This is a genomic window from Massilia sp. BSC265, from assembly GCF_000740675.1.
Lineage (GTDB): Bacteria > Pseudomonadota > Gammaproteobacteria > Burkholderiales > Burkholderiaceae_D > Telluria.
This window is the reverse complement of record NZ_JPXI01000042.1, coordinates 345,678-370,269: the sequence shown is the minus strand read 5'-3', so window position 1 is coordinate 370,269 and position 24,592 is coordinate 345,678. Positions and strand designations below refer to the sequence as shown.

The 24,592-nt window shown below is 64.3% G+C and carries 19 protein-coding genes; 6 read left to right on the top strand and 13 right to left on the bottom strand.

The genetic code is table 11. The features are described 5' to 3' along the window. Positions 1–66: 66 nt before the first annotated feature. From MA09_RS22690 to MA09_RS22665, 6 genes are all read right to left on the bottom strand, one after another. Positions 67–1,530: a glutamate synthase subunit beta gene (locus MA09_RS22690; protein WP_036253360.1), complete on the bottom strand. Its 1,464-nt coding sequence runs from the start codon at positions 1,528–1,530 to the stop codon at positions 67–69. A gap of 31 nt (positions 1,531–1,561) precedes the next feature. Beyond that, on the bottom strand, positions 1,562–6,286 hold the full coding sequence (locus MA09_RS22685; protein ID WP_036253358.1) for a glutamate synthase-related protein: 4,725 nt from the start codon (positions 6,284–6,286) through the stop codon (positions 1,562–1,564). 322 nt (positions 6,287–6,608) lie between these two features. Continuing rightward, positions 6,609–7,319, bottom strand: coding sequence for a transposase (locus MA09_RS22680; RefSeq protein ID WP_036253356.1), 711 nt, complete (start codon positions 7,317–7,319; stop codon positions 6,609–6,611). Positions 7,320–7,417: 98 nt separating this feature from the next. Beyond that, a complete protein-coding gene (locus MA09_RS22675; RefSeq protein WP_036253355.1) occupies positions 7,418–8,293 on the bottom strand; it encodes a DUF5694 domain-containing protein in 876 nt (291 codons plus the stop codon). A gap of 166 nt (positions 8,294–8,459) precedes the next feature. Beyond that, complete coding sequence (locus MA09_RS22670) at positions 8,460–9,140, bottom strand: response regulator transcription factor (RefSeq protein WP_036253354.1); 681 nt, start codon at positions 9,138–9,140, stop codon at positions 8,460–8,462. A 12-nt stretch (positions 9,141–9,152) separates the two neighbouring features. Then, positions 9,153–10,307 carry a HAMP domain-containing sensor histidine kinase gene (locus tag MA09_RS22665; RefSeq protein WP_051933712.1) on the bottom strand — a complete coding sequence of 385 codons (1,155 nt, stop codon included), beginning with the start codon at positions 10,305–10,307 and terminating at the stop codon, positions 9,153–9,155. Between the two features lie 172 nt (positions 10,308–10,479). On the opposite strand from MA09_RS22665, the gene MA09_RS22660 reads away from it, so the two are divergent. Then, positions 10,480–10,728 (top strand): DUF3297 family protein, encoded by a 249-nt coding sequence (locus MA09_RS22660; RefSeq protein WP_036253353.1) that lies wholly within the window; start codon positions 10,480–10,482, stop codon positions 10,726–10,728. Between the two features lie 103 nt (positions 10,729–10,831). Here MA09_RS22660 and MA09_RS22655 read toward each other — a convergent pair whose 3' ends face one another. Both MA09_RS22655 and MA09_RS22650 read right to left on the bottom strand, forming a co-directional pair. Beyond that, positions 10,832–12,820 carry a BCCT family transporter gene (locus MA09_RS22655; protein ID WP_036253352.1) on the bottom strand — a complete coding sequence of 663 codons (1,989 nt, stop codon included), beginning with the start codon at positions 12,818–12,820 and terminating at the stop codon, positions 10,832–10,834. Positions 12,821–12,978: 158 nt separating this feature from the next. Further along, positions 12,979–16,113, bottom strand: a complete 3,135-nt coding sequence (locus MA09_RS22650; protein ID WP_036253351.1) for a DEAD/DEAH box helicase — start codon at positions 16,111–16,113, stop codon at positions 12,979–12,981. A gap of 271 nt (positions 16,114–16,384) precedes the next feature. Between MA09_RS22650 and MA09_RS22645 the strand changes: the two genes are divergently transcribed. After that, positions 16,385–18,748: a Tex family protein gene (locus tag MA09_RS22645; RefSeq protein ID WP_036253350.1), complete on the top strand. Its 2,364-nt coding sequence runs from the start codon at positions 16,385–16,387 to the stop codon at positions 18,746–18,748. A gap of 23 nt (positions 18,749–18,771) precedes the next feature. Here MA09_RS22645 and MA09_RS22640 read toward each other — a convergent pair whose 3' ends face one another. Continuing rightward, complete coding sequence (locus MA09_RS22640) at positions 18,772–19,059, bottom strand: hypothetical protein (protein ID WP_036253349.1); 288 nt, start codon at positions 19,057–19,059, stop codon at positions 18,772–18,774. A 70-nt stretch (positions 19,060–19,129) separates the two neighbouring features. Next, positions 19,130–19,438, bottom strand: a complete 309-nt coding sequence (locus MA09_RS22635; protein ID WP_036253348.1) for a hypothetical protein — start codon at positions 19,436–19,438, stop codon at positions 19,130–19,132. Positions 19,439–19,602: 164 nt separating this feature from the next. Between MA09_RS22635 and grxD the strand changes: the two genes are divergently transcribed. Together grxD and MA09_RS22625 are read left to right on the top strand one after the other, a co-directional pair. Continuing rightward, a complete protein-coding gene (gene grxD / locus MA09_RS22630; RefSeq protein WP_036253346.1) occupies positions 19,603–19,917 on the top strand; it encodes a Grx4 family monothiol glutaredoxin in 315 nt (104 codons plus the stop codon). A gap of 4 nt (positions 19,918–19,921) precedes the next feature. After that, complete coding sequence (locus MA09_RS22625) at positions 19,922–20,515, top strand: UbiX family flavin prenyltransferase (RefSeq protein ID WP_036253345.1); 594 nt, start codon at positions 19,922–19,924, stop codon at positions 20,513–20,515. Between the two features lie 26 nt (positions 20,516–20,541). On the opposite strand, the gene MA09_RS25135 is transcribed toward MA09_RS22625, so the two are convergent. From MA09_RS25135 to MA09_RS22615, 3 genes are all read right to left on the bottom strand, one after another. Next, positions 20,542–20,715 carry a hypothetical protein gene (locus tag MA09_RS25135; protein WP_169728130.1) on the bottom strand — a complete coding sequence of 58 codons (174 nt, stop codon included), beginning with the start codon at positions 20,713–20,715 and terminating at the stop codon, positions 20,542–20,544. 183 nt (positions 20,716–20,898) lie between these two features. After that, positions 20,899–21,318, bottom strand: coding sequence for a transcriptional regulator (locus MA09_RS22620; protein WP_036253343.1), 420 nt, complete (start codon positions 21,316–21,318; stop codon positions 20,899–20,901). A 268-nt stretch (positions 21,319–21,586) separates the two neighbouring features. Beyond that, entirely contained in the window at positions 21,587–22,639 is a 1,053-nt protein-coding gene (locus tag MA09_RS22615) for an MBL fold metallo-hydrolase (protein WP_036253341.1), read from the bottom strand. 137 nt (positions 22,640–22,776) lie between these two features. Here MA09_RS22615 and MA09_RS22610 point away from each other — a divergent pair, with 137 nt between their 5' ends. Next, positions 22,777–23,178, top strand: coding sequence for a MerR family DNA-binding transcriptional regulator (locus tag MA09_RS22610; RefSeq protein WP_036253339.1), 402 nt, complete (start codon positions 22,777–22,779; stop codon positions 23,176–23,178). Between the two features lie 116 nt (positions 23,179–23,294). Beyond that, a complete protein-coding gene (locus MA09_RS22605) occupies positions 23,295–24,479 on the top strand; it encodes an isovaleryl-CoA dehydrogenase (RefSeq protein ID WP_036253337.1) in 1,185 nt (394 codons plus the stop codon). Positions 24,480–24,592 lie beyond the last annotated feature (113 nt).

Genomic DNA, 24,592 nt, shown 5'->3' with positions numbered 1-24,592 from the left:
ACAGGCCATGAAAAAGGCCTCCGAAGAGGCCTCGAGACGTCGAACTGCCGCCCTCGGGCGTACGCGCTAGCGCGGCAGCACCGAGCTTCCCATCAGGAACTCATCGACTGCACGGGCGCATTGCCGGCCTTCGCGGATCGCCCACACCACCAAGGATTGGCCGCGGCGCATGTCGCCGGCGGCAAACACCTTGGGGACCGAGGTGTAATAGGAACGTTCGCCCTCGGTGACGGCACGGGCATTGCCGCGCGCATCTTTCTGCACGCCGAAGGCGTCCAGCACGTTCTGCACCGGCGACACGAAACCCATGGCCAGGAAGACCAGGTCGGCCTTCATCTCGAATTCCGAGTCCGGGACCTCGATCATCTTGCCGTCCTTCCACTCGACGCGGCAGGCCACCAGTTTTTCCACCTTGCCGCCCTTGCCTTCCAGGCGCTTGGTTGCCACGGCCCAGTCGCGCTGGCAGCCTTCCTCGTGCGAGGACGAGGTGCGCAGGCGGGTCGGCCAATAAGGCCAGACCAGCGGCTTGTTTTCCTGCTCCGGCGGCATCGGCATCAGTTCGAACTGGGTCACAGATAGCGCGCCGTGGCGGTTCGAGGTGCCGACGCAGTCCGAACCGGTGTCGCCGCCGCCGATCACGACCACGTGCTTGCCGGTGGCCTTGATCTGGTCCTTCAGCTTGTCGCCGGCATTGACCCGGTTCTGCTGCGGCAGGAAATCCATGGCGAAGTGCACGCCCTTCAGCTCGCGGCCCGGCACCGGCAGGTCGCGCGGCTGCTCGGCGCCGCCGGCCAGCACGATGGCGTCGAATTCCTTCGCCAGGTCTTCCGGGAAGATGGTGTCGCGGGCCATGTTGCTGACGGTGGCGGGAAAATCCTTGCCGATCAGGACGCTGGTGCGGAAGACCACACCTTCCGCCTTCATCTGCTCCACGCGGCGGTCGATCAAGCCCTTTTCCATCTTGAAGTCGGGGATGCCGTAGCGCAGCAGGCCGCCGATGCGGTCGCTCTTCTCGAACACGGTCACGTCGTGACCGACGCGCGCCAGCTGCTGGGCCGCGGCCAGGCCGGCCGGGCCGGAGCCGACCACGGCGACCTTCTTGCCGGTTTTACTTGCTGCCGGCTGCGGCACGATCCAGCCGTGCTCCCAGCCGCTGTCGGCGATCTTGCGCTCGATCGACTTGATGCCGACCGGGTCGTTGTTGATGCCGAGCGTGCAGGCCGATTCGCAGGGCGCCGGACAGATGCGGCCGGTGAACTCGGGGAAGTTGTTGGTCGAGTGGAGGTTCTCGACGGCCGCACGGTAGTTGCCGTGATAGACCAGGTCGTTCCAGTCGGGGATCATGTTGTTGACCGGGCAGCCCGTATTACAGAACGGGATGCCGCAATCCATGCAGCGCGCGCCCTGCACCTTGGCCTGGCCATCGGTCAGGGTCAGCACGAATTCCTTGTAGTTCTTGACGCGATCGGTCGGCTCGAGGTGGTCCTCTTCCTGCCGTTCGAATTCCATGAAGCCGGTAATTTTGCCCACTTTGTGTTTTCCTTATCTCGCTTATTACTGATTAAGCTGCGAGCTCGATCTTGTCGTTCGCCTCTTCCATGCTCGAGTTGTGCATCTCCTCGAGGGCGCGCTTGTAGTCGGTCGGGAAGACCTTCACGAACTTGGTGCGGCTGTTGGCCCAGTCGTCGAGCAGGTTGCGCGCGCGGGTGGAACCCGTGTGCTTGAAGTGGCGCTCGATCAGGCGGCGCAGGATGACTTCGTCTGACTCGCGCTCGCCGTTGCGGGTCTGGCTATGCCAGCCGGCGATACCATCCTGGCTCTGCTGCTTGGTCGTGAGCACCGGCTCCAGGTTCACCATCGTCGTATTGCACTTGCCCTCGAACTCGCCCTTCGGGTCGTACACGTAGGCAACGCCGCCCGACATGCCCGCCGCGAAGTTGCGGCCGGTCTCGCCCAGCACCACGACCGTACCGCCGGTCATGTATTCGCAACCGTGGTCGCCGCAGCCCTCGACCACCGCCGTGGCGCCCGAGTTACGCACCGCGAAACGCTCGCCGGCCACGCCGTTGAAGAAGGCCTCGCCGGCGATCGCGCCATACAGCACGGTGTTGCCGACGATGATGTTGTCCACCGCCCAGCCACGGAACTCGGTGTTCGGACGCACGATGATGCGGCCGCCCGACAGGCCCTTGCCGACGTAGTCGTTGCCTTCGCCCACCAGGTCGATCGTGATGCCCGCCGCCAGGAAGGCCGCGGCCGACTGGCCGGCGGTGCCCTGCAGCTGGATGTGGATGGTGTCGTCCGGCAGGCCGGCGTGGCCGTAGCGCTTGGCCACTTCGCCCGACAGCATGGTGCCCACCGTTCGGTTCAGGTTCCTCACCGGCGAGATGAAGGAGACGCGCTCGCCCTTCTCCAGCGCGGCCTTGGCCTGCGCGATCAGCTTGTGGTCCAGCGCCTTGTCCAGGCCATGGTCCTGGGCGTCGGTGTGGAACAGCGCGCGCGGCGAATCGGTCTTCGGCTGGTAGAAGATGTTCGAGAAGTCCAGGCCCTGCGCCTTCCAGTGTCCAACGGCCTTGGCCTTGTCCAGCAGGTCCGTTCGCCCGATCAGTTCGTCGTAGCTGCGGATGCCCAACTGCGCCATGATCTGGCGCGCTTCTTCGGCGACGAAGAAGAAGTAGTTCACCACGTGCTCTGGTTTGCCCTGGAACTTGGCGCGCAGGACCGGATCCTGGGTCGCGACACCAACCGGGCAGGTATTCAGGTGGCACTTGCGCATCATGATGCAGCCTTCGACCACCAGCGGTGCGGTGGCAAAACCGATTTCGTCGGCGCCCAGCATCGCGGCAACGACCACGTCGCGGCCGGTACGCATCTGGCCATCCGCTTGCACCCGGATTCGGCTGCGCAGGCCGTTCAGCACCAGCGTCTGCTGGGTCTCGGCGAGGCCCAGCTCCCACGGGGTGCCGGCGTGCTTGACCGAGGACAGCGGCGAAGCGCCGGTGCCGCCGTCGTGGCCGGCGACCACCACGTGATCGGCCTTGGCCTTGGACACACCTGCGGCCACGGTGCCGATGCCGACTTCGGACACCAGCTTCACCGAGATCGAGGCGTTCGGGTTGACGTTCTTCAGGTCGTGGATCAGCTGCGCCAGGTCTTCGATCGAATAGATGTCGTGGTGCGGCGGCGGCGAGATCAGGCCGACGCCCGGCACCGACACGCGCAGCGTCGCGATGTACTCGGACACCTTATGGCCCGGCAGCTGGCCACCCTCGCCCGGTTTTGCTCCTTGCGCCATCTTGATCTGGATCTGGTCGGCCGATGCCAGGTACTCGGCGGAGACGCCGAAGCGGCCCGACGCCACCTGCTTGATCTTCGAACGCAGCGAGTCACCCTCTTCCAGCGGGATGTCGGCCACCACGCGGTCCGAGCCCAGGATCGAGGCCAGGGTCTCGCCCTTGGCGATCTTGATGCCCTTGAATTCGCCCATGTAGCGGCGCGGGTCTTCGCCGCCTTCGCCGGTGTTCGATTTACCGCCGATGCGGTTCATGGCGATGGCCAGCGTGGCGTGCGCCTCGGTCGAGATCGAGCCGAGCGACATCGCGCCGGTGGCGAAGCGCTTGACGATTTCCTTGGCAGGCTCGACTTCTTCCAGCGGGATGGCTTTCGACGGATCGATCTTGAACTCGAACAGGCCGCGCAGCGTCAGGTGGCGGCGGCTCTGGTCGTTGATGATCTGCGCGTACTCTTTATAGGTGCTGAAATTGTTGGCACGGGTCGAGTGCTGCAGTTTCGCAATGGCGTCCGGGGTCCACAGGTGGTCTTCGCCGCGCACGCGGAAGGCGTATTCGCCACCGGTGTCGAGCGCATTGGCCAGGAGCGGATCGTTGCCGAAGGCGAGCGCGTGCAGGCGCAACGCTTCCTCGGCCACTTCGAACAGGCCGATGCCCTCCACCGTCGAGGAGGTGCCGCGGAAGTACTTGTCGACCAGCGACTTGTTCAGGCCCACGGCCTCGAAGATCTGCGCGCCGCAGTAGGACATGTAGGTGGAGATGCCCATCTTGGACATCACCTTCATCAGTCCCTTGCCGATCGCCTTGGTGTAGTTGGTGATCGCCTTGTCGGCGTCCATCTCGGCTGGCAGCTTGTGCGCCAGATCCGCCAGGGTCTCGAGCGCCAGGTAGGGGTGCACGGCTTCCGCGCCGTAGCCTGCCAGCAGGGCGAAGTGGTGGGTCTCGCGGGCCGAGCCGGTTTCGACGACCAGCCCGGTGGAAGCGCGCAGGCCTCTAGCGACCAGGTGCTGGTGGATGGTCGAGGTGGCCAGCAGCGCGGGAATCGCGACCTGTTCGCTGGAGAGGTTGCGGTCCGAGACGATCAGGATGTTATGGCCCGACTTGACCGCATCCACGGCTTCCGCGCACAGCGAAGCCAGGCAGGCTTCGATGCCTTCCTTGCCCCAGGCGACCGGATAGCAGATATTCAGCTCATACGACTTGAACTTGCCGCCGGTGTGCAGGCTGATGGCACGCAGGCGCGCCATGTCGTCGAAGCCGAGGATCGGCTGCGACACTTCCAGGCGCATCGGCGGGTTGACGTTGTTGGTGTCCAGCAGGTTCGGCTTCGGTCCGATGAAGGACACCAGCGACATCACCATGCTTTCGCGGATCGGGTCGATCGGCGGGTTGGTCACCTGCGCAAACAATTGTTTAAAGTAGTTATACAAAGGTTTGAGCTTGTTCGACATCACCGCCAGCGGCGAGTCGTTGCCCATCGAGCCGGTGGCTTCCTCGCCCAGCACCGCCATCGGCGCCATCAGGAACTTCAGGTCTTCCTGGGTGTAGCCGAAGGCCTGCTGGCGGTCCAGCAACGGGACTGCCGCCTTTTCACCCTGCGCGCCATCCTTGGCGCGGTGCTGGGCCAGTTGCGATTCGGACAGCTTGATTTCGTTGAGCTTGATGCGCACCGACTTGATCCAGGCTTTATACGGCTTGGCGTTCGAGTAGGTGTCCTTCAGTTCCTTGTCGTCGATGATGCGGCCGGCTTCCAGGTCGATCAGGAACATCTTGCCCGGCTGCAGGCGCCATTTCTTGACGATGCGCGATTCCGGAATCGGCAGCACGCCGGATTCCGAGGCCATCACCACCAGGTCGTCCTCGGTGATGACGTAGCGCGCCGGGCGCAGGCCGTTGCGGTCCAGGGTGCCGCCGATGTGGCGGCCGTCGGTGAAGGCCATGGCGGCGGGGCCGTCCCACGGTTCCATCATCGCGGCGTGGTATTCGTAGAAGGCGCGGCGGTTGTCGTCCATCGACGTATGGTTCTCCCAGGCTTCCGGGATCATCATCATCATGGCCTGGGCGACCGGGTAGCCGGCCATGACCAGCAGTTCGAGTGCGTTGTCGAAGCAGGCGGTGTCGGACTGGCCTTCATAGATCAGCGGGAACAGCTTGCCCAGGTCTTCGCCCAGCACGGCGGATTTCAACATGCCTTCGCGGGCGCGGGTCCAGTTGAAGTTGCCCTTGACGGTGTTGATCTCGCCGTTGTGCGCGATCAGGCGGTAGGGGTGGGCCAGCGGCCATTCCGGGAAGGTGTTGGTGGAGAAGCGCTGGTGCACCAGGGCCAGGGCGGAGATGCAGCGCGGATCCTGCAGGTCCCTGTAGTAGACGCCCACCTGGTCGGCCAGCAGCAGGCCCTTGTACACGATGGTACGGGCCGACATCGAGGGCACGAAGAATTCCTTGCCGTGCAGGAGTTTCAGCGCCTGGATCGCGTGGCCGGACGACTTGCGGATCACGTAGAGCTTGCGCTCGAGCGCGTCGGTGACCATGATGTCCGGGCCGCGGCCGATGAAGATCTGGCGGATCACCGGTTCTTTCGCCTTTACGAACGGCGACATCGGCATGGTCTCGTCGACCGGCACGTTGCGCCAGCCGAGCACGACCTGGCCTTCGATGCGCACGGCACGCTCGATTTCCTGTTCGCAGGCGATGCGCGAGGCATGCTCCTTCGGCAGGAACACCATGCCGACGCCGTACTCGCCGGGCGGCGGCAGTTCCACGCCCTGCTTGGCCATCTCGTCGCGGAAGTACTGGTCAGGGATCTGGATCAGGATACCGGCGCCGTCTCCCATCAGCGGATCGGCACCGACCGCACCGCGGTGGTCGAGGTTCTTCAGGATCTGCAAGCCCTGCTCGATGATCGAATGGCTCTTGTTGCCCTTGATATGGGCGATGAAGCCGACGCCACAGGCATCGTGTTCATTGGCGGGATCGTACAAACCTTGGGCAATCATGAGGCAATCTCCACAGCTTATCTAGGGTCGAAAATCGAGAATAGTGCAACGCAACACAAACGTAAACAAGAATAATTAGGGTCAGAGTCGAATTGTTTGATAACTTTTTTAACCTGCCATTAATTAGGGACAGAGTCCAGAAAGGCCAGCAAAGTATGATCGGTTCATCGATAAGTACTTGATTTTATGAATGGAACCTAGAATGTCTGGTGCCATGGCAGACGGGCTGGGATGTAACAAACCGCTGTGCCGGGCACGTCTGGGACAGGTGCTGAACAAAAAAAGGCACGAATAATCGTGCCCTTGATTGTTTGCTGATTGCTTATGCTTGCGGAAGCGGAGGAATCGGCTCCCTGAACGGGCGCCCGCGCTTGGCCGGGAGGATCTGGCGCTTCGTCCGGCGCTCCAGCTCGGCCTTGAAGGCATCCGAACCCAGGGGCCGGTTCTTCAGGACCGAGGTGGTCACGAAATCGACCTCCTCCTGTGGGATGCCTTGCATGACCAGCTCGGTATAGGCGGCTTCGCGCTGGAAGGGGGTGTTGCCCAGGCTCCAGTAGAGCAGGTGGTCGGTGACGAGGCCGTCCGCGCGTACGCCGGTGTGGTGGGCGTAGCTCGACCACGGGTAATCGAGCGGCGCTGCCGCCAGGCCGGCCCGCACCGGATTGAGCTCGATGTAGCGGCTGCAGGCCAGGAAATAGTGCTCCGTATCGATGAGCGAGGTGCGGAAACGCCCTTCGAACAGGCCGCCGCTGCGCTCGTACTTGTTGTTGAACCAGGGGACGTAGAAGCGGCCGACCTTCTGCATCATCAGCGCCAGCCCGGTATCGTTGGAAGGGGTTGCCAACAGGTGCAGGTGGTTCGGCATCAGCACGTAGGCATGGATCGCCACCTCGTAGAAACGCGCCGCTTCCTTGAGCCAGGCGAGGAAGCGCCGGTAATCTTCCTCGTCGCGGAAGATCGGCTGGCGGTTGTTGCCGCGCTGGATGACGTGGTGCGGCTGCTTGGGAATGATGAGTCGGGGAAGGCGTGCCATGGTATTTGCAGAGTTGATGGAGGATTGTAGCCCAGAAGATCGACTCTGTCCCCGATTAATTTTGCGACCGCGCAAACACCGCCCGGCTCTGTCCCCAATTACTGTCCAGCTGCCGACCTGAGCAGGGGAAGCGGATCCACGACCGTGAATGCTCCCGACTGTTCGGCGTATTGGCGCAGCGGGAAAACATGGCCCTGTCCGTAGATGACCAGCACCCTGTCCTGCGGATTGTCCGCCAGCGTTACCAGATTGGCGAAAATCTTGAGGTTGCGCGCATACCAGTTGCCAACCCAGTTCGCTCCCGGGTAATCCTTGCCGTCATTGAACATCGGATAATCGAAATAGGCGCGGTTCATCTTCGCCAGCTTTTCCGGCTGGTTGAAGTGCAGATACCAGCGCGTCACTGGTTCGCTGCGCATCATCGCGTTCTCCTGCTGCACTGAGCCCGGATTGGCCATGGCGGCAAAGCGCGCCTGGTGGCCGCTGCCCTTGTTCATGGCCCAGGTCTTGAAGTCATATTCGGCGATCGGGCCCGGCGGCATCTCGTTCCAGTCCACCGCATGGATGCGCGAATGGCCGAGCCTGGCCGCGATGCGCATGCCGAGCTGGTCTGTTTCATCGCGCGTGAGCCGGTAGCTGCCCTTGCGGTAAGCGGTGTATTTCTCGTCGAGCTTGCCCTGGCTGGACAGCTTGACCTCCACCGCCACCTTGGTCGGATTGAAGCGCGCGAGCGCCTCGGCCAGGGCCTCGATCTCCTTCTGGCGCTGTGGTTCGAGCACATCCGGCACGCTGGTGTTGACCAGGTCCCGGCCGTGGTTCGCCAGGTGGGTGCTGGCGATGAACATGATGTGCGGGCGCTGCGCTGCCGCACGGTCGCGCAGCAGGTCGGCGCCCTGGGCACGTACGGCAGCAGGGAGGGTGGCCAGCAGGCCAAGCGACAAGACGCAGATGGCGGGAAGACGATAGTTCGGCATGCTTTTTCCTTTGCTTCGGTCGTTCAACACCGTCTTACCTACCGAGCAATTTTGAACGATGGGCAAGACGCGTAGGAAGTGTAGCGACCGGCGAAGGAGCGGGAGAAGTGCCAAGCGACAGACGGCAGGAATACCGTGCTGGAATGAATTATCGCGGAGAAAAACGTCAGGCCAGCGTGAAGCCGGCGGAAAGGCTGTAGCCTTCGCCATAGGCGCTGCGCAGGGGCAGGTCCTGGCCGAGGCCGGAGCGGGCTTTCTTGCGCAGGCGGTAGACTAGCATGTCGACCCGGCGGCTGGCGTCCGGGTCTTCGCCGCCCATGCCGGCGACGATCACCTGGCGCGGTACCGGTCGGGTGTTGATGGTCAGGAGGTGCAGGAAGTTGCACTCCTTTTCGGTGAGGTCGATCACCTTGCCGCCCAGCTCGAGCTGGCGCGCGCTCACGCGCAGGGTCCACTTGCTCGGCGCCGGCGCCGGGTCGGCCGGGCGCACGCGGCGGTCCAGCGCTTCGATATGGGCCGCCAGCTCGGGGAACTTGATCGGCTTGGTCAGGTAGTGGTCGGCTCCCAGGCGCAGCCCGAGGATGCGGTGATCGAAAGCAACGCGGCCGGTCAGCACCAGCAAGCCAATCTCGGGGTAGAGCTGGCGCATCCGCGGAATGACGTTGAAACCGTCCTCGTCCGGCAGGCCGAGGTCGAGCACGACGACCGCTGCCGGGGTGCGCGTCAGCGCCGCCCACATCTCGCTCGCGGTCTTGGCGATCGTGACGTCATGGTCCAGCTCCCGCAGGAACTCGGCCATGTCATCGGCGTATTCGCCATTGTCTTCAACAATCAGTATCTGCGTCATGGATTGGCCATGTTAATGATCGGTCCGATTATCACTGTTGGGAGAGGATGAGGCAAGTTGTTGTTGACCGCTAATATCCAGGGCGGGTAGCCAGAGCCTGAATTCCTTGCCGTCTTCCCCCAGGCGCAGCATGCCGCCGTGAACGTCGACGATCGAACGTGCCATGTAGAGCCCCAGGCCACTGCCTGGCAGGCCGGCAGCGTTGCTGCCGCGGTAGCCCTTGTCGAAGATGCAGGCGGCATCCTCCGGCGGCACGCCGGGGCCTTCGTCGCGTACCGTGAATTCGAGCCCGTTGCCGCTGCGGCGCGCGCCCAGCGTCACCTTGCTGCCGGCCGGCGAGAACAGCAGGGCGTTGTCGATCAGGACTTTGAGCGCCAGCCGCAGTCCCTCGGGCTCGCCACGCAGGCTCGGCGTCGGTTCCTCCGCTTCGACGACCGCTGCGCGTCCTGCCTCGCGCAGCTGTTGGACACCCGCTTCGAGCAGCTCGCGCGCAGCGATCGTGTTCGGCTGGCGCACCTTGCCGATCGCGGCCATGCGGTCCGGCGACAGGTATTCGTCCAGCATGGCGATCAGGCGGTCCGTCGCGACCGCGATCTTGCGGTAGCGCTGGCGCACCGCCTCGTCGGCGCCCTGCGCGGTCGCTTCCAGGCGCTGGATCGCGCCGTCGATGGTCGCCAGGGGCGTGCGGAATTCATGGTTCAGCATGCTGGCGAAACGGCGCTGGTCGACGAGGTGGGCGCGCTGCGGCGACAAGTCGCGCAGCAGCCCCACCAGCGAGCAGCTGGCGTCGTCGTTGCACACCACGGTGGTGATCACCTGCAGCCCGACCGGATGGCCGTCCGCGTTGCGCACGTCGACTTCCTCCACGCGGCGTTCGCCCGGCGGCATCTTGCCGCTGGATGCGAGGTGCGTGCCGAGCGCACCCAGCGCTTCTTGCCCGCCCTTGCCTGCGATTGCGGCCTGCAGCTCAGCGGCTTCGTGGCCCAGCAAGGCGGAGAACGCCGGGCTCAGGTAGCGCAGCGTGCGCGCGGGCAGGTCGATGCTGATGGCGATGTCGCCGGCCAGTTCCGCAATGGTGCGAAAGTGGGCATCGGTGCCGGCGGCACCGGCGCCTGGGCGCTCCAAACTGGCCGGAGCATGGGGATTAGCAGCCGTGCTACGGGTCATGGGGCACTTTCTGTTGTCGATGGTGCAATTAACATTGTCATTCAGTATATCCTTGCTTTCGCCTCTTTGCATAGAAGCGGCCTCGGCCTCATTCAGCACAGGCAGGCGGGTGCAGCGTCCACGTGATGAAAAATGCGCCATAGTGCGCGCAGTTGGTGGATAATTCGCGTCTATGAACGATACCGCTACCCTCCCCCCACTCCCGGACCGGCTCTCGATCGACCCGAGCAGCCCTTTTCATAACCGTGACGCCTTCATGCGTGAGATCGGCATCCGCTTCAACGACAAGGATCGCCACGACGTCGAAGAGTATTGCATGAGCGAAGGCTGGATCAAGGTCGCCGCCGGCCGCACGCTTGACCGCAAGGGCAAGCCGATGCTGATCAAGCTGAAGGGCAAGGTCGAGGCTTACTACAAGTAAGGCTGCACCACTCACAGTACCCGAACGCAGGAAGGCTGCCGGTTCATGCCGGCAGCCTTTTTTCATGGTGCGGCGACTGGGTGGCGCACGTCGGCCCTGCCGTTCAGGGGAGCCGCCGCACATGGCGAAAGCGCGTGTAACGTTTCAGCAGATCGTTGATCAGCTGCTCGCGCGTGTAGCCGGTCACGTCGTGCGCCGGGTCGCCTTCGGAGCTGGTGGCCATGGCGCGGTAATGCCGGCTTCCCGGATCCGGTCCTTCCTTCTCGGCCCAGGCAAAGCTGGGCGAGCGGAAGCTGCGTGCACGGATCGTGTAGCGGAACACCCCGCGGTCGCCGTGCGGCACGTCCAGGTCGAGACGGTCTTCCGTATAAGTCGCTTCCGGTTCGAAGCCGCTCTCGCGCATCTGCGCGGCGACCGCCTCGAGCGCGGGGCGCGCGGTGCCGTCGAGGAAAGCTGCGATTTGCGTCCTGTCGTAGAAGTTGGTGATGCTGGCCAGGCGCTGCTGCCAGCTCAGGCCCGTGGCGGACGACGGCGCGTCGGCGGCGATGGACAGGTCCATCCCCGTGCCTTGTCTTTCCGTCTGCAAGGCGCGCAGCAAGCCGTAGCAGATGAACAGCATGATCACCGCGAAGGGCAGTGCACTGGCAAGCGCGGCGGTCTGGAGCGCCTGCAGCCCTCCGGCCAGCAGCAGCACGGCGGCCACGGTGCCGGCGCAGACCGCCCAGAAGATGCGTTGCCAGACCGGCGGGTGCGGCGCCGCACCGGAAGTGATCATGTCGATCACCAGCGCACCGGAATCGGCCGAGGTCACGAAGAAGGTAATGACCAGCAGCGTGGCCAGCCCGGAAGTGATCACGGAAAGCGGCAGTTGTTCCAGCACCTCGAACAGCGCCACCGGCAGATTGTCGGCCACCGTCTGCACGATCGGCGCGGTGCCGCCCAGGTCGAGCGCGATCGCCGTGTTGCCGAACACGGTCATCCACAGGAAGGTGAACAGCACCGGTACCAGCAGCACTCCGGAGATGAATTCGCGGATGGTGCGCCCGCGCGAGATGCGCGCGATGAACATGCCCACGAAGGGCGACCAGGAAATCCACCAGCCCCAGTAGAACAGGGTCCAGTCGCCGAGCCAGGTGTTCGGCTCGTAGGCGTACATGCGGAAGGTGCGCTGCACCACCGCGCCCAGGTAGGCGCCGATGTTCTGGACGAAGGCTTGCAGCAGGAACACCGTCGAGCCCACCGCCAGCACGAAGAGGAGCAAGGCGATCGCCAGGATGATGTTGAGCTCCGACAGGCGCTTGACGCCCTTGTCGAGTCCCATGAAGACCGACAGCGTCGCCATGCCCGTGATGACCGCGATCAGCACGATCTGGACCGTCGGGCTGACCGGCAGGCCGAACAGGTGGGCGAAGCCGGCATTCACCTGCAGCACGCCGAAGCCCAGCGAAGTCGCGACACCGAACATCGTGCCCAGCACCGCGAAGATGTCGATGGCATGGCCGATCGGACCGTGAATGCGCTTGCCGATCAGCGGAAACAGGCTCGAGCGCAGCGTAAGCGGCAGGCCGCGCCGGAAGGCGAAATAGGCCAGCGCCAGACCGACGACGATGTAGATGGCCCAGGCATGCACGCCCCAGTGGAAGAAGGTCAGCACCATGGCCTCGCGTGCCGAATCGATGGTACGGCCCTCGCCCACGGGTGGCCGCGCGTAGTGCTGGACCGGCTCGGCGACCCCGAAGAACAGCAGGCCGATGCCCATCCCGGCGCTGAACAGCATCGCGAACCAGGATAGGTAGCTGTACTCGGGCTCGCTCTCGTCGGGGCCGAGCTTGACGTCGCCATAGCGGCTCATCATCAGGAACAACACGAAGATCAGGAACAGGGCGACGGCGAGGATATAGAACCAGCCGAAATCGCGCACAATGCCGGCCTGGAGCATATCGAACAGGCTGCCGGCGTGCTGCGGGAACAGCGCGCCGAACAGGGCAAAGGCGAGGATCAGTCCGGCCGAGATGAAGAAGACCGGCGGATTGACCTGCATCTTCGGATGAGGGCGGGAACCGGCGGCTTCCTTCAGCACAGGATCAGTCATCGTTCGGCATTCCTCCGCGATTCCGGCACACCAGGATGAGTGAGGCTGCCGCGTTCGAGAAAAAGTCTAGCATGCGAGACCCTCGCGTCCGATTGCCGGACACGATTGGATGGGGGAGTGCGGCGATCCGATGGGATCATCGGATCGCCAGGCGCAGATCAGCCCGCGCCGTCGTCCAGCGGTGCGAAGATGGCTTGCAGGTCTTCCTGCGTCAGCGCCATCTTCTGCGATTCGCCTTCGGACAGGATCGACTGCGCCAGCTCGGACTTTTTCTGCTGCAGCAGCTGGATCTTTTCTTCCAGCGTGCCCTTGGCGATCAGCTTGTACACGAACACGGGCTTGTCCTGCCCGATGCGCCAGGCGCGGTCGGTGGCCTGGTTCTCGGCCGCGGGGTTCCACCACGGGTCGTAGTGGATCACGGTGTCGGCCGCGGTGAGGTTGAGGCCCACGCCGCCGGCCTTCAGGCTGATCAGGAAAATCGGCACCGCACCCTGCTGGAAGGCCGCCACCTGGGCCGAACGGTCGCGCGTCTCGCCGGTGAGCAGCGCGTAGTGGATGCCGCGCGCGGCCAGCTCTTCCTCGATCAGGAACAGCATGCTGGTGAACTGCGAGAACACCAGGATCTTGCGGCCTTCCTGCAGCAGGTCTTCGACCATCTGCATCAGGTCGGTCAGCTTGGCCGACACCGCGGCGGTGTTCTTCTTGCCCGGCATGGCCTTCACCAGGCGCGGATCGCAGCAGACCTGGCGCAGCTTGAGCAGCGCCTCGAGGATGACGATCTGGCTGCGCGCCACGCCCTTGCGGTCGATCTCTTCGCGCACCTTCTTGTCCATCGCCAGGCGCACGGTCTCGTACAGGTCGCGCTGCGGGCCCGAAAGCTCGATCCTGCGCACCATCTCGGTCTTTTCCGGCAGTTCCTTGGCCACGTGGTCCTTGGTACGGCGCAGCAGGAAGGGCTTGATGCGGCGGCTCAGCAGCGTGCGGCGCACCGTGTCGTCCTGGCGCTCGATCGGGTGGCGGAACTGGTTGTTGAAGGTCTTCTCGTCACCGAGCAGGCCAGGCAGCAGGAAGTGGAACTGCGACCACAGCTCGCCCAGGTGGTTCTCGAGCGGAGTGCCGGACAGGCACAGGCGGTGGTTCGCATTCAGCGAGCCGGCCGTCTGCGCCGCCTTGGAGCGGGTGTTCTTGATGTAGTGCGATTCGTCCAGGATCACCAGGTGATAGTGGTGCTCGCGCAGTTTTTCCTCGTCGCGCGGCAGCAGCGCATAGGTGGTGAGCACGATGTCGGCACTGTCGATCTGGTCGAACAGGTCCATGCGCTCCTTGCCTTGCAGGAGCAGCACCTTCAGGCTCGGGGCGAAGCGCGCGGCTTCGTCGAACCAGTTGGTCATCAGGCTGGTCGGCGCGATCACCAGGGCTGGGCTGGTGAGGCGGCCCGCTTCCTTCTCGGTGAGGATGTGCGCGATCGTCTGCACGGTTTTACCGAGACCCATGTCGTCGGCCAGGATGCCGCCGAGGTCATACTCGCGCAGGAACTGCATCCACGACAGGCCGTCGAGCTGGTAGTCGCGCAGCGTGGCCTGCAGCCCCTTCGGCGGCTCGACCTTCTTGACCGAGCCGAACTGGCTCAGCTTGCGGCCGGTTTCGCGCAGGCGCTCGCCGCCGGTCCAGCGCAGCTCGAGGCCGCGCGCCAGGTCTTCCAGGCGCGCCGCGTCCAGCGTGGACATGCGCATGCGGCCCTTGATCTTGTCGTTGAAGTACAGCTCGCCCAAGGTGGCCAGGATGGGCTTCAGGCGCCCCCACGGCAGCGCCACCCGCGCGCCGTCCGGCAGGGTGGCCAGCATCTGGTCGGCCTCGGCATGCGCGGCCAGCACGGCCGGGTCGAAGTCGCTTGGTGCGCTGCGGATCAGCTGCACCAGCACCGGCAGCAGCGGCACGCGCTTGCGCGCCACCACGATGCCCAGCTCCAGCTCGAACCAGGCATTGCCCGCTTCTTCGGGTTCGTCGATGTCGGCATACCAGTCTTCGACCGGGACGACGTCATACCGGTACTTGGCCGACTTCTGCACGTGCCAGCCGGCGTCGGACAGGGCGTCGAGATCGTTCTCGGCGAAGCGCAGCCAGTGCGCCTGGCTGTCCAGCACCAGGGCGCCGGCCATGGCGTTGAAGGGCGCGGTGGCCGGCTTGCGGAAAGCCATGTCGTTCAGTTTGTTGAGGGCTGCGGCTTCGGCCTTCGGGTCGCGTTCGATGACCTCGGTGACGTCGCCGATCTGGCGCACCACGCGCTGGGCCGGATCGAAGGACACGCGCTGGCCGTCGTAGTCGTAGGCCAGCACGGCGAAGTCGTGCCAGCGCGGCGTGCCGCCGTCGGACAGCTGCACCGAATCGAGCAGCAGGTGCGGAATTGGTTTTACGTCATTCCGCAGGCGCTGGGTGAGCGGCTGCGGCAGCGGCATCAGCTGCTGCAGGCCGTGCGCCAGCAGCAGTTGCGAGACGCGCTTCTTGTCGGTGCCGGAGAGCGCCGGGGCCTGGGCCACCAGGGCCTGCAGCTCGGCCAGCGAGATGTCGATGCCGCCGCGATTGAGTTCGAGCGGGCCGATCGACAGGTTGTCGATGTACCACGGCGGGTCGGTCGGCAGCATGTAGTCGATCAGGTCGGCCCCGCTGTGCGTGGCGCCGTTGGCCGGCTCCACCGACCACCCCAGCTTGGCCACGCGGCCTTCGTCGCGCCAGGCCAGGCTGGCCAGGCGGGTCGGACCTGCCTGCAGCGGGTAGACCAGGCCATTGGCCATGTCGGACCACGAGTTCGCCCACAGCAGCTTGCCTTGTTCAAGCAGCATCTGGAGCAGGATGGCGCCGACCTTGCCTTTGGGTTCGGTGGCGCTGGTGCCCTGGGCCGAACCGCTGCGCATGGCAATGAAGAAGCGCACCAGGTCGACGTCGTCGCCTTCGAGATAGGCGGGTGGCGCCGACAGCAGCGAGAACACTTCGCTCACCGGGCTGGCGGCGGCGACGTCGCCGTTCGGGCGCAGGCGCGCCTTGCACAGGCAGATGGCGACATGGCGGCCGCCGCTGGTCGGCGCCATCACGTAGACAAACTTGTACTGCACGGCCTTCGGATCGGCGACCTCGTCGGTCAGCTTGGGCTGCGGATGCGCAGCCGCCTCGACCCTTTGCAGCCAGCTCACCACCGGCGCGGGCAGGGCGGGAGCGCGTGCGGGAGCGCGGGCGACGGCAGGTGCAGCTGCGGGTGCGTCGGCGGCGTTCTCGCGATGATCATCGACTGTGTGCATGGGTCTCGTGTGTCTGTATTAAAAACGACAATAAAGAACATTATCCTTCATACGGACGCTTCCGTTTTGTTCGGAATCGCACGTAGCGGACAAAACTTGTCCACTGCATCTGCGTACATCATGTTCGTGCATGTACTTCACGCGCGAAGCCTTCTGTTCTCGCATGATCACGTGGCCCTGTCAAGACTGGCGTATCCCCCGCGTTTGCGTATCATTGTTCGCTTGACCTTTTAGAGACATGCGCGTAGCCACGCGCGCACCAGATCCGCACATGCTGCCATCCATCGAACAACGCCTCGCCCTCGAACTGTCCGCCAAACCAGCCCAGGTGGCCGCCGCCGTCGCCCTGCTCGACGAAGGGGCCACCGTCCCGTTCATCGCACGCTACCGCAAGGAAGCCACCGGCGGACTCGACGATACCCAGCTGCGACTTTTGGAAGAGCGCCTGCGCTACCTGCGCGAACTCGAAGACCGGCGCGCGTCGATCATCGCGTCGATCACGGAGCAGAACAAGATGACGCCGGAACTCCTGGACGCGATCGCCCATGCCGAGGACAAGACCCGCCTGGAAGACCTGTACCTGCCCTACAAGCAGAAGCGCCGCACCAAGGCGCAGATTGCGATCGAAGCGGGGCTGGCGCCGCTGGCCGACGCGCTTCTGAACGATCCGACGCTGAATCCGGATGACGTGGCCACGGGCTACCTGCGCGAGGCCTTCACCAACGCGGACGGCGGCGCCAACCCGGGCGTGCCGGATGCGAAGGCAGCCCTCGACGGCGCGCGCCAGATCCTGATGGAGCGCTTCGCCGAAGACGCGACCCTGCTGCAGTCGCTGCGCGAATACGTGCAGGAGCACGGCGTGGTCGAGTCCAGGGTCGTGGCCGGCAAGGAAGACGAGGGCGAGAAGTTTGCCGACTACTTCGACTATTCGGAGACCCTGTCCACGATTCCCTCGCACCGCGCGCTGGCCTTGATGCGCGGCCGCCGCGAGGGCGTGCTGGACGTGACCCTGCGCCTCGATTCGGAGCCGGAAAAACCGAAGTGGGACGCGCCGCACAATCCCTGCGAGAGCCGCATCTGCGCCGCCTTCGGCATCAAGGCGGCGGGCCGCCCGGCCGACAAGTGGCTGCTCGACACCGCGCGCTGGACCTGGCGCGTGAAGAGCTTCATGTACATCGAGACCGAACTGATGGGCGCGCTGCGCGAGAAGGCCGAACTCGATGCCATCGGGGTGTTCGCACGCAACCTGAAGGCGCTGCTGCTGGCCGCGCCGGCCGGGCCCCGCGCCACCATGGGCCTGGACCCGGGCCTGCGCACCGGCGTCAAGGTGGCGGTGGTGGACCCGACCGGCAAGGTGGTCGACACCGCCACGGTCTACCCGCACCAGCCGCGCAACGACTGGGACGGCGCCCTGCACGTACTGGGCCAGCTGGCAGCCAAGCACAATGTGTCCCTGATCTCGATCGGCAACGGCACTGCCTCGCGCGAGACCGACAAGCTGGCCGGGGACCTGATCAAGCAGAATCCGGAGCTCAAGCTCCAGAAGATCGTCGTGTCGGAAGCCGGCGCCTCGGTGTACTCGGCCTCGGAATTCGCCTCGCGCGAGCTGCCGGAGCTGGACGTCTCGCTGCGCGGCGCGGTCTCGATCGCGCGCCGCCTGCAGGACCCGCTGGCGGAACTGGTCAAGATCGACCCGAAATCGATCGGCGTGGGCCAGTACCAGCACGACGTCTCGCAGACCCAGCTCGCGCGCTCGCTCGACGCCGTGGTCGAGGACTGCGTGAACGCGGTGGGGGTGGACGTGAACACCGCCTCGGCGCCGCTGCTGGCGCGCGTCTCGGGCTTGTCGAGCAGCGTGGCGCAGAGCATCGTGACCTACCGCGACATGAAGGGCGCCTTCACCTCGCGCGCCGCCTTGAAGAGCGTGCCGCGCCTGGGCGACAAGACCTTCGAGCAGGCGGCGGGTTTTCTCCGCGTGATGAACGGCGAGAACCCGCTCGACGCCTCGGCGGTCCACCCGGAATCCTATCCGGTGGTCGAGAAGATCCTGGCGGACATCAAGCGCGACATGAAGTCGGTGATCGGCGACAGCGCGCTCATCAAGTCGCTCAACCCGGCGAAGTACGCCGATGACAAATTCGGTGTGCCGACCGTGACGGACATTTTGAAGGAACTGGAAAAACCGGGCCGCGACCCGCGTCCGGAATTCACCACCGCGACCTTCAAGGAAGGCGTGGAAGCCATCTCGGACCTGCGTCCGGACATGATCCTGGAAGGCGTGGTCACCAACGTGGCTGCCTTCGGGGCCTTTGTCGACATCGGCGTGCACCAGGATGGACTGGTACACATCTCGGCGCTGTCGAACACTTTTGTCAAGGACCCGCACACCGTGGTCAAGGCCGGCCAGGTGGTCAAGGTGAAAGTGCTCGAAGTGGACGTCAAGCGCAAGCGCATTGCTCTCACCATGCGCCTGTCGGATGCCGCGCCGCAGCCGGGTGCGCGTCCGGAACAGCGCGGCGACCGCACTGACGGCAAGCGCCTGGTCGAGCATCAGCAACAGCGCCAGCGCCAGGAGCGCCCAACCCAGGCGGCCGGCGGCGCGATGGCCGCGGCCTTCGCCAAGCTGAAAAAGTAAAAGCGGCCGGTCGGCCGCTGTCCTCAGCCCGCGTGCTTGAGGTAGAGGCCGACCATGTATACGCTCAGGAAGCCGAAACCGATCAGGATCATGCGCGATTGCGGCATGGCCGGGCGGCCGGTCTTGCGGATCGACAGCGCGTCGCGCACCAGCAGCAGGGCATAGCCGAGCGCCGCCAGGCCGCAGATGATTTCACCTGTCCCGCCGCGCGTAATACCGCCGGCAAGGTTGATCAGGCCGGGAATGCCCAGCAGGGCGGCGATCAAAAAATTGGTGCCGGCGTTGGGGCCGCGGCGGGGTGGCTGTTGCATGGCGGGGAACCTGGGAATGAACGATGGGCGCGATCATACCGCAGTCGATGTCGCGCGCCCAAGCGGCCGCCTAGAAGATGCGTACTGCGGTCGCGCCCACCTTCACCACGAAGCACAGGCAGAACAGGCCGAAGCAGGCGTAGCCGACCATGGTCGTGCGCGGCGACGCCAGTTCGCCGCGCCGGCCGCGCCAGGCCTGCACGACGCAGTACAGGAGGAACAGGCCTGCCGGCAGTTGGCCGATGTAGAGCAGGACGTCTTCCAGTGCTTCCCGGTACATCCCGTTGATGACTTCGTACAGGCCGGCAATGACGAAAAAGGCAGCCATGAACCACAGCAGGGGCGATGGCATGGAGGCGAAGCCGCGGTAGGCCGTCATGATGACTCCGGTCGAGTGGCATGAAAGTCAATCATAGCGGGGATTTTCCTGTCAATATCCGCCGATTGTCACAGCCGGCCGGGCAAGGAAGCTGCGGCCATGCCCGCCCTGCCGAATTCTTATAAAATGACGGCATCTTATCCATTCCCACTGAAGGCATACACATGAGCGACGTTCAAACCTGGATCAAAGACACCGTGACCAATACCCCGGTCGTGCTGTTCATGAAGGGCACCGCCCAGTTCCCGCAATGCGGCTTCTCGGGCCGCGCCATCCAGATCCTGAAAGCCTGCGGCGTCGATAACATCGCCACCGTCAACGTCCTGGAAGACGCGGAAGTCCGCCAGGGCATCAAGGATTACTCGAACTGGCCGACCATCCCGCAGCTCTACGTGCGCGGCGAGTTCATCGGCGGCGCCGACATCATGAACGAGATGTACGAATCGGGCGAACTGCAGACCCTGCTGAAGAACGGCTGATCGCATGAGCGGCCGCCCGCGCAGAATCATTGTTGCCATTACTGGCGCAACCGGCGCGGTCTATGGCGTGCAGCTGCTGCGGCGGCTGCACGCGTCTCCCGGCGTCGAAACCCACCTGGTCATTTCCGACGCCGCCTCCCTCACCCTGCACCAGGAACTCGGCCTGCAGCGGCGCGACGCCGAGGCACTGGCCCACGTCGTCCACCGCAACCGCGACATCGGCGCCTCGATCGCCAGCGGCTCTTACCAAGCCGACGGCATGGTGATTGCCCCCTGCTCGATGAAGACGCTGGCGGCCGTCGCCCATGGCCTGTCGGACAACCTGGTCACGCGTGCCGCGGACGTGATGCTGAAGGAAAGGCGCAGGCTGGTGCTGATGGTGCGCGAGACGCCTTTCAACCTGGCGCACCTGCGCAATATGACGGCCGTGACGGAAATGGGCGGCATCGTGTTCCCGCCCCTGCCGAGCTTTTATCACCGTCCGGCGACGATCGAAGAGATGGTCGAGCACACGGTCGACCGGGCGGTCGACCTCCTCGGGCTCGACAACGCCCATGCCCCGCGATGGGGCGGCATGAAAGACGCGCAGGGCGACTGAGTTTCGACCGGCTCCCGGCCGGTGGCTCAGCGCTTGTCGCCGTCGAACGGCTCGTCGGCCTTTTTCGCTTCTCGCGCTTCCTCGAGCATCCGCCGCCGGGCATTGCGTTGCCGCATCACCTCGGCATGGCGCGCCGCCGTCATCGGCGGTGCGGTCATCAGTTCCTTGAGCTGGGCGGTGTTGGCGTAGTTGTTTCGCATACGGCAGCTGCTCCTTGACGTGACCCGGTGGCGGCGGATCCGCTCGCCACGCATTGATTATGACCCAGCTCCGGCCGTTTGTGCCGTTCTGACATCACGAAAAGTGCAGGTGCGAAACTTTGAGGCACCTTGAGAAACCGTCGCAAGCGCCAGTGCAACGCGCAGCAGGTTTCTCGAAGTGTCTTATTTTTGCTCTGGCTTCTGGTGATTCATGCGCACCAGCATGCGGATGAACTCGCGCGCCAGCTGGCGATGATGCTCGTCCAGGCGTTGTAAATCTGCAATCAGCTTGACGTCGGCGGATTCAAAGCGGGCGCCGCCGCCATTGGTATCGCTGCCGGCAGCGGCATGCTCGGCGCCGCCGAAGCGCAGCCAGTCGGCGGGCACGCCCAGCCACTGAGCGATCATGCGCAGTTTTTCCTGGGTCGGGATGGCTTCGCCTACCAGCCACTTGCGCGCGGCATGGACGGTGATCGGGCGGCCTTCGAAACGGATGTTGAATTCCCTGGCGAGGCGGGTGGGACTATCGGGCGAGTAGTGGGCATTCTTCAGCGCCTGCTGCAGGCGCTCACTGAAGCTCTCCCGTTCATTGGTCGAATTCATTGCAATGCTTACGTTATGTGCGGATGGCCCATGGAGCGGCCGGGCGTTCTATTGCTGAGAAGCCTCAACGAACAATCATACCTTTAAAAAGTAACAAAGATGTGATTATTTAATAGAATTTGCATTTTTTTTCGGTCTGGAAATATTACCCGCAATTCCCCATTTGGGGAATTGCAAATATATCCTAAAGGAAAAAGTATGACATTGCCGCACGATTGCATGCAACAAATATGCATATTTGTTGCATTTGCGACGCTACAGGGAGGACTCAGGCGAGGCGGAAGCGGATGATGCCGTCACTGTCTTTACTACGGCACAGCATGCCGTCACGCCATAATTTATGCAGGTGCGCCAGTGCTTCGCCCAGAGCGAAACTGAGCTGGTGGGCATCGAGCTTGCGGCGGAACATCAGGGGGACGATCTCGACGGCAGACTTCGGCTCGACGCAGGCCGCCAGCACCTCGCCCAGGCGCGCCGCATGGTGATCATGTAACTGGGCAATCCGGGTATGCAGGCCGCGGAAGGGCTTGCCGTGCGAAGGCAGGACAAGAGTGTCTTCAGGCAAGTTTGTGAACTTTTTCAAGGACTGCAGATACAGCTCGAGGGGGTTGCCTTCCGGCTCGACCGCGAACACCGACACGTTGGTCGAAATGCGCGGCAAGACCATGTCGCCGGAAATCAGGACCTTCAGTGCGTCGGAGTATAGGGAAGCGTGCTCGGGCGAGTGGCCGAAGCCGGTGATCACGCGCCAGCTCGTGCCGCCGAGCTCGACCAGGTCGCCGTCCTGCAGGCGGGTATAGGCTTCGGGCACCGCCGGCACCAGGGAGGGATAGTAATTCCGGCGGCTGCGCATCTGTTCCAGCATGGCCGGGTCGACCAGGCCGTGGCGCTCGAAGTGCGGAATGGCCGAAGGGCCGTCCACGCCTGGCAATGCCGCCGCCATCATGCGTGCAAAGGCGAACTCCCCGGCCGTGGCCAAGAACGGCGCCTGGAAGCGGCTGCTGAGCCAGCCGGACAGGCCGACGTGGTCCGGATGGCAGTGCGTAGCGAATACGCGCAGCAGCGGCGCGCCCTGCAGGCCCTCGGCCAGCACCTGCTCCCAGGCCGCCCGGGTGGCGTCGGTTCCGGCGCCGCAATCGACCACGCTCCAGCCGCCCTGCCCCTCATGTTCGTCGCGCAACAGCCACAGGTTGATGTGGTCGAGCGCGAAGGGCAATGGCATGCGGATCCAAACCAGACCCGGCGCCAATTCCTGGACCATGCCCGGTGCAGGGACAGTGTCGCCAAAGGGGTAATCGAGCTGGGCTTCGAGCGGGTTCATGGAAAACTTTCGTGTTCGTCGTGGAGCGGTCGCGCTACAATGCCGTTAACGTAAACGTAAACTGGACGCGCAGGCATCGATTGTAAGCGATTCCCTGTTTTGCTTCCCTTGCCCAAGCTTTCTTCACCCATAGCACCATGGTCACCTACACCATCGCCGAACTGGCCCGCGAATTCGACATCACTGCCCGTGCCATCCGCTTCTACGAGGACCAGGGCTTGCTCAGTCCGAAGCGCGAAGGCGTGGGTGGCCGCAACCGTGTCTACACCCCGCGCGACCGTACCCGGCTGAAGCTGACCTTGCGCGGCAAGCGCCTCGGCCTGACCTTGTCGGAGATCAAGAGCATCGTCGATATGTACGAATCGCCGCGCGACACCGTGGCCCAGATCGAACGTTTCCTCGGCGTATTGGCCCACCAGCGCGTGACGCTGGAACAGCAGCGCGCCGACATCGAGATGGCGCTCGAAGAAATTTCTGCGCATGAGGAAGAATGCCGCCGCCTGCTGGCGGAAAGCGCGGAACGCAAAGACGCTGCCTGAAGCATCGGGAGGGACTGGCCCTCCCGTTTTTTCGCCATCCAGTTGACGTTTACGTTAACGTAAGAGGCGAGTATCATGCACCCTATTCTGCTCAACCACCGTTCACGAGGACGACAATGCTGCATCTCCCAGGCTTGACCTTTGACCATGGCGAAGACATCGCCGCGCTGCGCGAAGCCGTACAACAGTTCGCGGAAGCCGAAATCGCACCGCGCGCTGCGGAGATCGATCGCACCGACCAGTTCCCGATGGACCTGTGGAAGAAGATGGGCGAACTCGGCCTGCTGGGCATCACCGTCGGCGAGGAATACGGCGGCGCCAACATGGGCTACCTGGCGCACATCGTCGCCATGGAAGAAATCTCGCGTGCTTCGGCCTCGGTCGGCCTGTCCTACGGCGCCCACTCGAACCTGTGCGTCAACCAGATCAAGCGCAACGGCAACGAAGAGCAGAAGCGCAAGTACCTGCCCAAGCTGATCTCGGGCGAGCACGTGGGCGCGCTGGCCATGTCCGAGCCGAACGCCGGTTCCGACGTCGTCAGCATGAAGCTGAAGGCAGAGCTCAAGGGCGACCGCTACGTGCTCAACGGGACCAAGATGTGGATCACCAACGGCCCGGATGCCGATACCCTGGTGGTGTACGCCAAGACCGACCTGGAAGCGGGCCCGCGCGGCATGACCGCCTTCCTGATCGAAAAAGGTTTTAAAGGTTTCTCGATCGCGCAAAAACTCGACAAGCTGGGCATGCGCGGCTCGCACACCGGCGAGCTGGTGTTCCAGGACTGCGAAGTCCCGGTCGAGAACGTGCTGGGCGGCGTGGGCAAGGGCGTGAACGTGCTGATGTCGGGCCTGGACTTCGAGCGGACCGTGCTGTCGGGTGGCCCGCTGGGCATCATGTCGGCCTGTATGGACGCGGTCGTGCCGTACATCCACGAGCGCAAGCAGTTCGGCCAGGCGATCGGCGAGTTCCAGCTCATGCAGGGCAAGATCGCCGACATGTACTCGACCATGATGGCTTGCCGCGCCTATGTCTACGCGGTCGGCCAGGCCTGTGACCGCGCCACCACCCCGGAAGCCGTGCGCGCCCTGCGCAAGGACGCCGCCGGCGCCATCCTGTACAGCGCCGAGAAGGCGACCTGGATGGCCGGCGAAGCGATCCAGACCCTGGGCGGCAACGGCTACATCAACGAGTACCCGGTCGGCCGCCTGTGGCGCGACGCCAAGCTGTACGAGATCGGCGCCGGCACCAGCGAGATCCGCCGCATGCTGATCGGCCGCGAACTGTTCGGCGAGACCATGTAAAAACGGGTATCGGATCAGCCAAGGATACGTAGGGTGGGCGGGTCTCCCGCCCACGCGTTCAATCACCGCGAGAACAGCCGATGCGTTTGTTCATATTCGGTTTGAACGCGTGG